We start from the raw sequence: 12,872 nt of genomic DNA, 5'->3' as shown, positions 1-12,872 counted from the left end.
ACTCTTCTCAAGCATCCTGACATTTTAAGTGATTAATAGATAAGAGTAAGTTGCATAAAAATTAAACTGTGTGGTTGTACTATGGATTTCAGCAGATGTGATAACAAAACGCCGCAAATCATTGCGGCGTTTTGTTAAGTTTGGATAGGCTCTATTTGTCACTGGGCGGTTTTAAATCCATATGCATTTTGATCAAATGCTCCTCCATGTCGAAGCTCACCTTAAAACCGAGACTCTTGGCAAGGCTGGCCATATTGCGATTCTCGAACATGGTAAAGCCGGTCAGCACAGGCGTATCGTTAGCTTGGTAATACTTAATCAGTTTTTCGAGCAACAACTTACCTAAACCTATTCCTTGATGATCGCCGCGCACTGCCATAGCAAACTCGGCCTCGGTATTGTCGGGGTCGATGGACGCACGCACAGCACCTAAAGTGATGTCATCACCATCGGGGCCTTTGGCGGTGGCGATAAAAGCCATCTCACGGGCGTAATCGATTTGAGTTAATACCGCCATTTCTTCATGGGTCATTTTCGATCGCACCCCAAAATAACGTTTGTATCTGTCTTCATCGGATAACGAATTATCAAAAGCCAAATGCTTGGGCTCATCTTCGGGAAGAATCGGTCTTAACATCACCTTTAGGCCATTTTTAAGCTCGGCAACTTCTTCTAATTCCTTCGGATACGGCATGATGGCCATGCGCGATGAACTGTCGGCATTGGCATCGTGCAAACGGATATTCACATCGAGCAGCGTGATATTTTCACCCGCGGCTAATACCGGGTTTAAATCCAAAGAGGCGATTTCGGGGCAATCGATAATGATGTGGGATATTTGCGTTAGCATCACACACAGGGCATTCATGTCTAAACCGAGCGGTAAATGCCTGTCCTTCAACTTATGGGTCTTTAACGCTTGGATCACCATGTAACGCGCCAGTGCCATATTCAGTGGCGGCAGGGCAACGGCGGCGTCATTGGTAGGGTCCCATTCAGAACCGCCTTCACCAAGACAAATTGCCGGACCAAAGACAGGATCGCTTATCACGGCAACACGGATTTCCTGTGCGCCAGCGGTCAACGCCATCTTTTGCACTATCATGCCTTCGATAATGGCTTCGGGATTGGCTTGATGCACCCTTTGGGTAATGGCACTCGCGGCGTGGCGGATATCTTCGGCCGAGGTTAAATTGAGCATTACCCCGTGCACATCGGACTTATGCAAGATGTTCGGAGACTGCACTTTTAACGCTAAGGGATAGCCCGCTTCATTAGCGATGGCGACCGCTTCATCGGCATCTTTCACAAACCAAGTGTCTATCGTGTTCAGCCCATAGGCGCGCAAAATAGGACTTGCCTCGTGGGTTTCGAGTACCGATTTACCTTTCGCTTGAGCCGCTTGCAGTAATGTGCGCGCCGTGTGGCTATCGGTAGGAATATTGTCGGGAATAGATTGCGGTACTTCTTGCAGCAGTTTTTGGTTGCGGCGGTATTCAACCATGTGCATAAAAGCACCCACGGCGCCTTCGGGCGTACGATAGGTGGATATGCCGCCCTTAGTGAAGCGTTTTCGCGCCTGATAGGCTGAGTCTTCGCCGCTCCAGTTGGTCAAAATATTAAGGCGATTCTTTTTCGGATGCGCGTGGATCACGCTAATCAAGGCATCGGCGATTTCAACGCTTTCACCGAGCGCCGAAGGTGAGTGTAATACCAAAATGGCATCCAGCTCATTGGAATCCATCAAGATAGTCAAGGCTTTAGCATATCGTGACGCGTTCGCATCACCAATGATATCGATGGGATTTTGCCTTGACCAAGTATTAGGCAACACGGCCTCTAATTTCGCTATGGTGTCATCTGACAATTCAGCCAATTTACCGCCGCGCATAATGAGTTCATCCACCGCTAACACCGCGGGGCCACCACCATTACTGATAATCCCTAAGCGTTCACCTTGCAGCGGATTGGAATGCGCAAGGCTTTCAACCGCGGCAAACAGTTCAATCAAGTCGTTAACCCGTAGCATACCCGCACGGCGAAATGCGGCTTCATATACGGCATCGTTACCGCCAACGCCGCCCGTATGTAATTTTGCGGCGCGGGCCCCTTCGGCGCTGCGACCAGATTTAATCACCAGAATCGGTTTATTGCGTGAGGCGGCTCGCGCAGCGGAGAGGAAATGGCGTTTCTCATTCACAGAATCGATATAAAGCATGATGGCACTGGTGCGACTGTCGCGACCAAGGTAATCGAGCAATTCGTCAAAGTTAATGTCGGTGGCATCGCCCAGAGAGATAAAGGACGAAAAGCCAATACCTTTGTTATTAGCCCAATCGAGTACTGTTGTACAAATGGCGGCTGATTGAGACACGAAGGCAATTTTACCCGGTAGGGCGCTGGCATGGGCCAAACTGGCGTTTAATCCCAATGGCGGCAGCAACATACCTAAGCTATTTGGCCCCAGAATGCGCATCCCGTAACGCTTGGCATTTTGCATTGTTAGATCAAGTAGACTCACGCCATCTTCGTTAAATTCCTGCGCCATGCCCGACGCCATAATTATCGCCACTTTACAGCCAAATTGCGCCAGGGTTTCAACGATGGCGGGCACACGGCAAGCGCGGGTACAGATGACGGCTAAATCGGGTTTGATGGGTAACGCTTCAATATTGGGATAGGCGAGCACACCCATCACTGCCCGATATTTAGGGGTGACGGGCATGATAGGCCCAGAAAAACCACTGGAGAGCAGGTTTTTCATCAGCACATTACCCGCGCGTTTCTCGGTATTCGAAGCGCCGATAATGGCAACGGAAGTCGGTTTAAATAAGGAGTGTAATGTACGTTGACTCATAAGCGATTCCATCCCAATCAATGACGCTTCCAGTGTAACCTAGGGTATGAATACTGCACAGTTAAGTTTCGGGTTCTATAAAGGCAAGTTTATTAGCAAATCATGAATTTACAGCGATTTATTGAAGATTGGCGCCCAATACTGAGGATTTCTAACGGGATAACTGCATTTTCCGCATTGCGACACGTAACAATGTGAAAAATTTCACTTTCATGTTTGAAAATCACCCAATATGAAACTACTTTTTAATCACTGTACAATTATTGTGAAGTCCATATGACATACAAGGATGGGGTCGTTGCGTTGCTCGCGGCAGGCGTTGGATATTTGCTGAGTTTAATCACCTTGTGGGCGATGGGGCCGATTATTTCTGTGTTGATTATGTTGCTGTGGCAATTTTATCAGCACAAGCAAATGCAGTCAGTTCAACAGCATGATGATAAGTCTTCAAACACCCAACTTGCCGCCGATTGGCAAGCTCACGTCAGTCTGTATCAAGAAACAATCACCACACTCAACAGTTGTGGATCTAACATTGACAGCGTACTTGCGGTGCAGGGCGATGCGGTCAATCTGCTGGGAGAATCGTTTGATGGCTTAGGGCGATTAATGACCGAGCAAACAGGCTTCATTTCAGCTCTTGTTCAAAGCACTGACGATGCTGAGTTATTCCATTCAGACCAAATGAAACAATTTGCCAATAATACCTCTATGACGTTAGAGCGCTTTATTCAATCCACCATAGAAATGTCGGCATCGACAATGGAGTTGTTGGAGAAAGTGAACCTCATCTATGAGTCTATGCCCCAAGCGATGAAAGCTTTGCAGGATATAGATCAGATCTCTTCCCAGACCAATTTACTCGCCTTAAATGCGGCAATTGAAGCGGCGCGGGCGGGTGATGCGGGCAGGGGATTTGCGGTTGTGGCCGATGAGGTGCGGGCTTTATCCACTCGCAGTGCAGGCTTTAGTGAAGGCATTCAAAAACAGCTTAGATCGATTCAAACTCAGATTGAGCAATTAACCGTACACGTGAGTAAAGTTGCTGCACAAGATATGACTTATATCATAGATGCAAAGAAGGATATTGATACTGCGCTAAGGCAGATTATCGTTAAAGCAGAGAAGGATTCTCAAGTGATCGAACGCATAGATTCATCGGCACATGAACTCGAACAGGCCATTTCAGATACGATACGTGGCTTGCAGTTCAGTGATATCACCTCCCAAAGTCTGATTTATACTAATCAATCCTTAAGCCATTTAAAAGAGTCCCTCAATCGTGTTGCCACTATGTCACAACAGGAGTTTTGCATTCAAGGTGATGACATTTCGACACAAATGAGTCGCCGACGCCAGGAGACGCATAATCCCGTATCGAGGGATCAAATAACCTGTGGTGAAATTGAACTCTTTTAATTAGGGATAGCATAATGTCAAATATTAAAGTTATTTCATTGCCAGAGCGCTTTGACTTTTATTACCACAAGAAATTTACCAGTGATTATCAAGAGATGTTAACCCTCCCAGAGGTTAATCATATTATTTTAGATTTTAGCCGAGTGCTTTATTTGGACAGTTCTGCTTTAGGCATGATGGTACTGCTGCATCGAAAGGCGCAGGAATTACATATTTCAACATCTGTCAAAGGGGCACATGGACAGGCGAATGAAATCCTAGATATCGCCAATATGCAGAAAATATACATCATAGAGTAACACTCGTTATGGTATCACTTACTCAGCCTGAACATTTTATATTAGTTGTCGATGATGATGCTATTGCGAGTCAGAGGATCAGTGATTTTATTCATAGTAAAGGTTACAACGTGATTGTTTGTAATGATCTCGAGGAGGTATTTTTTGAAATAACGCAAAATACGGTTGATTTAATCCTGATTAACTACTGGCTCAAAGATGGCACTGCACTGGCGTTACTGAATAAGTTGAACGAGGAAAAACAAGAAACGCCTGTTATTGTGATGAGTGAGACTAAAGAAAGCCAAAACGTGTTAGCGTGTTTTAGTATGGGGGTATTAGATTTTGTCGTTAAACCGATCAATGTTGAAATATTTTGGTACAAAGTTGAATGCTTACTTAGCCGTGTGCAACTACAACATAAAGTCGAACAACAAAGAATTGAACTCGAAAAAATGCTTTATGAGAAGGCCAGAGAAGAACACATGGCCCGGCATTTGTTTGAGCACTTAGTTAATATTGATAATACTGATTTTGATTTTGTGCAGACCTACTGCCAAGCAAGTGCCAATTTTAGTGGTGATATTATCCTTAATGGCATGGCACCTAATGGCAATTTCTTCTTAATTCTCGCTGATTCAACGGGTCATGGCCTGAGTGCAGCCATGCCGATTATGCGCGTCGCGAGCACATTTAGAGCTATGGTTTTAAAGGGGTTTTCTTTAATAACGCTGATCTACGAGCTGAATGCTAAGGTTCATCGCGAGAATCCAGAAGACAGATTCGTAGCCTGTATTATTTTGGAAGCCGATTTTAATCGCAATAAATTACACATTTGGAATGGCGGTATGCCGCCTGTGTATATTCAGGCTGATGAACGCGCCAAGTTACTGAATACTGATGTTGAAGAACGTCATATTTCAAGTTCAGATAACCATAAAGCGATTGAACAATTTAAATCAACCAATATGGCACTGGGTATATTGCCGCCACATACTTTTATTGCTGATATTTTTACCATTGATTTACCGAATAATGGCCATGCCTGTCTTTTTAGTGACGGTTTAATTGAGCAATATACCCATGAAGAACGCCCATTTGGTATTGATAAATTAAAGGAGTTGTTTATTAATTTATCCGGTGGCCTTACCCATTATTTGAATGAAAATATGCATGAGTACTGCTCTGCTGAAAATATTGCAGATGATATTACGATTTGCACTTTAGATTTCGAGAAACTAAGCAGTTGGCATCAAAGTCGAGAAGTCAGCCGAGTGCAATCTATCATGGACGGTGAGTTTTGTTGGGATGTCAGCATCGCCGGACCTATGTTACTCAGCGCTGACTATTTAAGCTCATTAAATCAATTTTTAAGCATATTTGGCTTTGCCACTCATTTCTGCCAACGGGTTTTTACTGTCGTCGCAGAGTTATTTAGCAACGCCATTGACCATGGTGTACTAAAATTAGATTCACGGCTAAAAAACGATCCAGAAGGCTTCGAACTGTACCATAGTATTAGGGACAGTTTTGCAGACAGACTCACATCAAACGATTGGGTGAAAGTGAGCATTATCTGGCGCTCATCGCAAAACGAGTTACATATTAGTGTGAGCGACAGTGGAAAAGGTTTTACGGGTAATGAGAACATCATTGCTGACATTCCTCAGTTGTCTGGTCGCGGTCTCTCACTGGTGAAAACATTATCTAAGACCTACGAATTAGTACCCCCAGGGAATATAACTAAAGTCATAATGGAATAGCGCATGAGTAAAAAAATATTAATTGTTGATGATTCCGCTGCGATTCGACAAATGGTCGAAGCGACCCTTAAATCGGCTAACTATCAAGTGGTGCTGGCCAAAGATGGTCGAGAAGCCCTCGATATCTGTAACGGGCAGAAATTTGATTTTATTCTGACTGATCAGAATATGCCGCGAATGGATGGGCTGACCTTAATTAAATCCTTACGTGCGATGTCGGCATTTATGCGAACTCCGATCATTATGCTTACGACCGAAGCGGGCGATGACATGAAGGCGCAAGGAAAAGCGGCAGGTGCGACGGGATGGATGGTAAAACCCTTTGATCCTCAAAAGCTGTTGGCTATTACGGCAAAAGTGCTGGGTTAACTGCAACGGGGTGCGCTATGTCCATCAATATGGCCGAGTTCCATCAGGTCTTTTTTGAAGAAAGTCATGAACATCTTGAAAATATGGAACAATTGCTATTGGCATTGGACCTTGCTTCTCCCGATCCTGAAGAACTGAACACAATTTTCCGTGCCGCCCACTCGATTAAAGGTGGCAGCGGTATTTTTGGTTTTACCGCACTGACCAGTGTCACCCATGTGATGGAAAACCTGCTGGATAAGACCCGCAAGGGCAACTTCCAACTCACCTCATCGATTATCGATTTACTGCTGAGTACCGTTGATACGCTATCTCATATATTGAGCCTGTACCGCGAAGAAGAACAGATTGATTGGCAGGAGGTGGAGTACAGTAAAAGTCAGCTGGTCGCAGCGTTAAATGGCGAGTCTTTTAGCTCATCGGTTGCAGTACGCAATGGCACTGATGCTGCTAATGCTCCGATTTCTCCCATTATCCAAGCCGAGTCAGTGGAGAAGGTGGAAGATCAGGGTTTTGGATTCTTTGAAGTTGAAATGGCTCGCGATATTGCTATTGAAGGTGAAGACTTTGGCTTTTTTGAAGAGGCTTATCAAGCCGAAGAAATCAGCGTACAAAGTGTCATAAATGATGTAAGCAATACTGAGAAAGCGGCAGAGCCCTTTGATTTCACATCCGATGATGAATTAGGTTTTGGCTTTTTTGAAGCGTTGACGCCCGAATCCTTCGCTAATGAAATCGAGTTACTGAGCTCAAAGCCAGTAGCGCCTAAGGTAGTTAAACCCACCACAGTTGCCAATCAAGCTAAAGTCAACGCAGATAGCAGCCAAGCAAAACGCGGCATATTTAAAGAAAAAGAGGGCGCTACTGACGCCAAAGTGTCGCCTGCTATAAGTGTTCCCGCGAGTGTTTCTGTAAACCCCAGCTCGCCTGCTGCAATCCATTCAAATGCAACAAATTCAAATGCGGCACTCAGTTCATCCGCTATACCAAAAAATACGCCTCCAGAGATGAAAGCAGCGGCTAAAAAACCTGCCGCGTCGGCTCAGGATGCCACCTTAAGGGTCGAAACCTCCAAAATCGATACCCTGGTCAATCTAGCGGGCGAGCTAGTGATCACTCAGTCCATGCTAACGCTTATTGGCAATGAAATGACGGGCGATTTAGGCGAGCGGCTTAAGACTGCGCTCAACGAATTGGAACGTAATACCCGTGAAATGCAAGAAGCTGTGATGTCGGTGCGTATGCTGCCGGTATCTTTTGTGTTTAACCGTTTCAATCGTTTGGTGAGGGATCTTTCTGAGCAACTGGGTAAAAACGTCAATCTCGTGATTGAAGGTGGCAACACAGAAATTGATAAGGGCATGATTGAAAAGCTTGTCGATCCACTGACCCATTTAGTGCGCAATAGCTTAGATCACGGCATCGAAAAACCTGAAAAACGACTCGCAGCGGGTAAATCCGAAGTGGGCGTATTGTCCCTAAAAGCCAGCCAAAGGGGGGGCAATATTGTTATCGCTGTGCATGATAATGGCGCAGGTTTAAACCGTGAGCGCATTATTCAAAAGGCGCGGGAAAACGGTTTGCAAGTGGCTGATAACATTAGCGACAAGCAAGTCTGGCAATTGATTTTTGCCGCAGGTTTTTCAACCGCAGTGGAAGTCACAGACGTGTCTGGCCGCGGTGTCGGTATGGATGTGGTGCGCCGTAATATTGAAGCCTTAGGCGGACGCATTGATATTGAGTCGACTGAGGGTCAAGGTTCAACCTTTGAAATCCAATTGCCACTTACGCTGGCGATTGTCGATGGTATGACGGTTTCTGTGGGAAGTCAGATCTACATTTTGCCCTTAGTGCACATCATTGAATCTATTCAGCCGCAAACTGAACAACTCAAATTTCTAGCCAAAGAAAGACTTTTAAAAGTACGTGAAGAATACTTACCCCTGCTAAACCTTTATCAGCTGATGGAAATTGAGCCCAATGCTAAGAGCCCTGAAGAGGGCATAGTGGTATTGCTCGAAAGCAACCACAAGCGCTTTGGCCTGTGCGTTGATGCCTTAGTTGGCCAGCAGCAAGTCGTGATCAAGAGTCTTGAAAAACATTATCGTAGGATCCCCGGAGTTTCAGGCGCCACCATCATGGGCGATGGCAGCGTCGCTTTGATCCTCGATGTCGAATCGCTCGCTCTGCACATAAAAAATTAAGGAAATAGCCATGGAGAGTCGATCAACTATGACTGCCAAAGTGGAATACAACTCCCATGATGAGGTGGAGTTTTTGAGTTTTATGCTGGGCGAAGAGCACTATGCCCTCGATATTATGTCTGTGAAAGAAATTCGTGGTTATGAGTCAGTCACCAAAATTGCCAACGCCCCCAGCTTTATAAAAGGCGTGATTAATCTGCGCGGTGACATAGTGCCCATAGTGGATTTACGGATGAAATTTGCAGTTGGAGCAGTCACTTATAACGAGTTCACTATCGTCATTATGCTCAACGTATTCGAGCGCATTGTCGGCATAGTGGTCGATGCCGTATCCGATGTGATTAAGCTATCAGCGGAGGAGATCTTACCCGCACCAGAATTTGGTGTGGCGTTCGATAGTCGCTATCTCAAAGGCTTAGCCACAGTCGAGGATAAGATGATCATTTTAGTAAATATTCAGGCTCTGATCAGCAGTGATGAGCTGGGTCTAATTGATGCAAATAGTCTGACTGATCAGGAGTAACAATAATGAGTATCTTCAAATTTTTTGGCAATGATGAAGCGCGTGAGCAAAGGGATGAAGAGCGTCAGCGCTATTTTCAGCTACTCGATAACAGTGGCAACAGCTTCATGATTGCTGACAGTCAGCGCAATATCATCTATGCGAATAAAGCCGTCGTCCGCTTGCTGCAAGAGGCCGAGGATGATATTCGTAAAGAGTTACCCCAATTCTCGGTCGCTAAACTGATAGGCAGTAATATCGATATTTTCCATAAAAATCCAGCGCATCAACGCAACCTGTTAGAGCGTTTGACTCAGTCCCATACTGCGCAAATCACCATTGGCAAGCGTACCTTTAGGTTGATTCTGACGCCGATTATCACCTCTGAAAATAAACACTTAGGTACAGGTGTTGAGTGGATAGATCGCACCGAAAGTATCGAAGCCGAGCGCGCAACCCAGCGTATTATGGAAGCGCTCAACAATACCAGTACCAACGTCATGATCGCCGATGCTAACCGTACCATCATTTATATGAATCGCTCGGTCGAAGCCATGTTACGTCAGTCTGAGCATGAAATTAGGCAGGCTTTACCGCATTTTTCTGTGGATAAAATCCTCGGCAGCTCGATGGATATCTTCCATCGTAATCCTGCCCACCAAGCGAGTCTACTCGATAAATTAGACCGCAAATATGAATCGCTGATTAAGGTGGCCAGCTGCCATTTCCGTTTAACCGCTAGCCCCATAGTGTCAAAAGAAGGCGAGCGCTTAGGGACTGTGGTTGAATGGCTCGACCGCACCATTGAAGTGCAAACCGAGCAAGAGATTTCCCGCATTGTGACCGCAGCAGCTGCGGGTGATTTCTCCCAAAGGGCGGACACCGAAGGCAAGCAAGGTTTCTTCCTGATGCTGGCGAACAACTTAAATTCCTTAATTGAAACCTCAGACCGTGGACTACAAGATGTGGCGCGCGTACTGATGGCGCTGGCGGATGGCGATCTGACCACCCGCATTTATAACGACTATGAAGGCACGTTTAATGATTTGAAAAACTATTCAAATCAAACCGCTGAAAAGCTATCTTTCATGATCCAAGATATTCAGCGAGCGGCGGATACCATTAATACCGCCTCAGCAGAAATTGCCCAAGGCAACGCCGATTTATCCAGCCGCACCGAAGAGCAAGCCTCGAGCCTAGAAGAAACCTCCGCCAGCATGGAGGAACTCACAGGTACAGTGAAACTCAATGCGGATAACGCCAGCCAAGCCAATGCCTTAGCATCTAAAGCTTCGGAAGTGGCGGTGGACGGTGGTGAGCTTATCCAGCAAGTCGTACAGACCATGGCATCGATTAATGAATCGGCGCGTAAGATTGCCGACATCATTGGTGTTATCGATGGTATTGCTTTCCAAACCAATATCTTAGCGCTTAATGCCGCCGTTGAAGCCGCGCGGGCGGGTGAGCAAGGGCGCGGCTTTGCTGTAGTCGCATCAGAAGTGCGCAGTTTAGCCCAACGCTCGGCCAATGCCGCTAAAGATATCAAGGCATTGATCTCGGATTCCGTGTCTAAAATCGAGAGTGGCAACAGCCTTGTCGGTAAGTCCGGCGATACCATGAAGGAAATCGTCATCGCCATTAAACGCGTGAACGACATCATGGCGGAAATCGCCTCAGCGTCTAATGAGCAGGCAATCGGTATTGATGAGATCAGCAAAGCCGTGGTGCAAATGGATGAAATGACCCAGCAAAATGCGGCATTGGTTGAAGAAGCGGCCGCCGCCGCTGAAAGCATGCAATCCCAAGCACAGCAACTCTCAGACAGTGTTGCAAGTTTTCGTGTAGACGATGAGGATGAAGCCCCAAGACACAGCAACGCGCGATTAGCGGCGCCCAAAGCGAAGGCGATGAAACCCATCAAACAGCAGCTTCAATCTATGGCAAAATCAAGGGTGACAGAGAAACCCAAAACCAATGCAATGAAGCCCATGAAGCAAGATCAAGATGAATGGGAAGAATTTTAATTGAGCGAAAACAAACCATTGGAGCGAGAGTTTGCCTATACCTCGGTGCACTTTAATACTGCGCGGACGACGCTGTACCGCTTAGCGGGGATCAAACTCGCCGATAGCAAGGATGCTATGGTGTATAGCCGTTTAGTGCGGCGGATCAGGACATTGAAATTAGCCGGATTCTCGCCTTATTTTGAGTATCTGTTAAGCCATGAAAACGAACACCAAGAATTTATTAATGCGTTAACCACCAATCAAACGGCTTTTTTCAGGGAACCGCATCACTTTGAGGTGTTAAAGCAATATTTAATCGATAATCCAGATACCCGCAGGATCTGGTGTGCGGCCAGTAGCACAGGGGAAGAACCATACTCGATCGCCATTGCTGTCGCTGAGCATTTTAATAGTTTTAAAACGCCTATCGAGATCATTGCCTCCGATATCGACAGCGGCGTACTAAAAAAGGCTGAAATGGGTATTTATCCCTTAGACCGGATTGATACTGTCAGCGATATCCGCAAGAAACGTTTTTTTCACCGTGGACGCGGTTCACAGTTGGGCAATGTGCGCGTGGTGCCCGAATTAAAACAAATGCTCAAGTTCACCCGCATTAATTTACTCGATTCTTTTTGGCCGCTAAAAACGCCAATCGATGTGATTTTTTGCCGTAATGTAATGATTTATTTCGATAAAGAAACACAGGAAGTCATTTTAAAACACATGATGAACTCCCTCAGCGAGGATGGGCTTTATATAGCGGGACATTCGGAAAATTTTAACATGTTCCCGCAAATTATCACTGCCGTTGGCCAAACAACCTATCGGCCAGTGAAGGGGCTCATGAGTGCTAAAACCTAATATCGAATATGCCATTACAGAGCCGAATCGCTATCATGACCATCATTTTGGTTGCGATGCGGTAAAGATATTACCCGGCGAGTATTTTGCGACCCGTGAAGACACCATGATAGTGACAGTGCTTGGCTCCTGCGTGTCCGTGTGTTTGTATGATCCTAAGCTCAAAATTGGCGGGATGAATCACTTTTTATTGCCAAGCGATAACAGCAATTGCACTGGGGTACTCGCTGACTCAGCCCGTTACGGCGTATATGCAATGGAGCTATTAATCAACGACTTGCTCAAGCTTGGCGCGCAGCGCAATTCACTCGAAGCTAAGGTGTTTGGGGGGGGCAATATGTTACGTGGCTTTACCGTGCACAACATTGGCGAGCGTAATGCCGAGTTTGTGATTGAATACCTCAATCTGGAAAACATCCCCATAATGGCTGCCGATTTACTCGATGTGTATCCGCGCAAAGTGTATTTTTTCCCCCATACGGGCAAAGTGAAAGTTCGCAAAATTAAAACCATGCATAACAGCACGATTCTTGACCGAGAAAGCGAGTACCGCTTACGGGTTCGTAATCTCCCCACGGGCGGTGACGTTGAACTATTTGGTGATTAAGTT

At 45.9% G+C, this 12,872-nt stretch carries 10 protein-coding genes; 9 read left to right on the top strand and 1 reads right to left on the bottom strand.

Going from position 1 to position 12,872, the window contains the following annotated elements; translation table 11 throughout:
* Positions 1-151: 151 nt before the first annotated feature.
* Positions 152-2,857 carry an acetate--CoA ligase family protein gene (locus BM607_RS05915; protein WP_087486481.1) on the bottom strand — a complete coding sequence of 902 codons (2,706 nt, stop codon included), beginning with the start codon at positions 2,855-2,857 and terminating at the stop codon, positions 152-154.
* A 276-nt stretch (positions 2,858-3,133) separates the two neighbouring features.
* Here BM607_RS05915 and BM607_RS22250 point away from each other — a divergent pair, with 276 nt between their 5' ends.
* The 9 genes from BM607_RS22250 to cheD are packed head-to-tail and all read left to right on the top strand — an operon-like array spanning position 3,134 to position 12,869.
* Complete coding sequence (locus BM607_RS22250) at positions 3,134-4,276, top strand: methyl-accepting chemotaxis protein (protein WP_071939482.1); 1,143 nt, start codon at positions 3,134-3,136, stop codon at positions 4,274-4,276.
* Positions 4,277-4,290: 14 nt separating this feature from the next.
* A complete protein-coding gene (locus tag BM607_RS05905) occupies positions 4,291-4,575 on the top strand; it encodes an STAS domain-containing protein (RefSeq protein ID WP_006086737.1) in 285 nt (94 codons plus the stop codon).
* Between the two features lie 8 nt (positions 4,576-4,583).
* Positions 4,584-6,317, top strand: a complete 1,734-nt coding sequence (locus BM607_RS05900) for a SpoIIE family protein phosphatase (protein WP_071939483.1) — start codon at positions 4,584-4,586, stop codon at positions 6,315-6,317.
* Between the two features lie 3 nt (positions 6,318-6,320).
* Entirely contained in the window at positions 6,321-6,686 is a 366-nt protein-coding gene (locus tag BM607_RS05895) for a response regulator (protein WP_006086735.1), read from the top strand.
* Positions 6,687-6,703: 17 nt separating this feature from the next.
* Positions 6,704-8,890, top strand: coding sequence for a chemotaxis protein CheA (locus BM607_RS05890; RefSeq protein WP_071939484.1), 2,187 nt, complete (start codon positions 6,704-6,706; stop codon positions 8,888-8,890).
* Positions 8,891-8,900: 10 nt separating this feature from the next.
* Entirely contained in the window at positions 8,901-9,413 is a 513-nt protein-coding gene (locus BM607_RS05885) for a chemotaxis protein CheW (protein ID WP_006086733.1), read from the top strand.
* Between the two features lie 5 nt (positions 9,414-9,418).
* Positions 9,419-11,416 carry a methyl-accepting chemotaxis protein gene (locus tag BM607_RS05880; RefSeq protein WP_006086732.1) on the top strand — a complete coding sequence of 666 codons (1,998 nt, stop codon included), beginning with the start codon at positions 9,419-9,421 and terminating at the stop codon, positions 11,414-11,416.
* The gene (locus BM607_RS05875; protein WP_071939485.1) at positions 11,417-12,262 is read left to right on the top strand and encodes a CheR family methyltransferase; all 846 of its coding nucleotides are present in this window, start codon (positions 11,417-11,419) and stop codon (positions 12,260-12,262) included.
* A complete protein-coding gene (gene cheD / locus BM607_RS05870; RefSeq protein ID WP_006081683.1) occupies positions 12,249-12,869 on the top strand; it encodes a chemoreceptor glutamine deamidase CheD in 621 nt (206 codons plus the stop codon). The genes BM607_RS05875 and cheD overlap by 14 nt, the downstream gene beginning before the upstream one ends.
* The last annotated feature ends 3 nt before the right edge of the window (positions 12,870-12,872 follow it).

Source organism: Shewanella sp. SACH, from assembly GCF_001887095.2.
Taxonomy (GTDB): domain Bacteria; phylum Pseudomonadota; class Gammaproteobacteria; order Enterobacterales; family Shewanellaceae; genus Shewanella; species Shewanella baltica.
Note: the sequence above shows the minus strand (reverse complement) of the source record. Positions and strands in the feature narration are given on the sequence as shown.

Excerpts from the sequence above, each read along its gene's own strand:
- BM607_RS05905 (WP_006086737.1), top strand. The coding sequence starts at position 4,291 with ATGTCAAATATTAAAGTTATTTCATTGCCAGAGCGCTTTGACTTTTAT.
- BM607_RS05880 (WP_006086732.1), top strand. The coding sequence starts at position 9,419 with ATGAGTATCTTCAAATTTTTTGGCAATGATGAAGCGCGTGAGCAAAGG.
- BM607_RS05890 (WP_071939484.1), top strand. The coding sequence starts at position 6,704 with ATGTCCATCAATATGGCCGAGTTCCATCAGGTCTTTTTTGAAGAAAGT.
- BM607_RS05895 (WP_006086735.1), top strand. The coding sequence starts at position 6,321 with ATGAGTAAAAAAATATTAATTGTTGATGATTCCGCTGCGATTCGACAA.
- BM607_RS22250 (WP_071939482.1), top strand. The coding sequence starts at position 3,134 with ATGACATACAAGGATGGGGTCGTTGCGTTGCTCGCGGCAGGCGTTGGA.
- BM607_RS05885 (WP_006086733.1), top strand. The coding sequence starts at position 8,901 with ATGGAGAGTCGATCAACTATGACTGCCAAAGTGGAATACAACTCCCAT.
- BM607_RS05900 (WP_071939483.1), top strand. The coding sequence starts at position 4,584 with ATGGTATCACTTACTCAGCCTGAACATTTTATATTAGTTGTCGATGAT.
- BM607_RS05915 (WP_087486481.1), bottom strand. The coding sequence starts at position 2,857 with ATGAGTCAACGTACATTACACTCCTTATTTAAACCGACTTCCGTTGCC.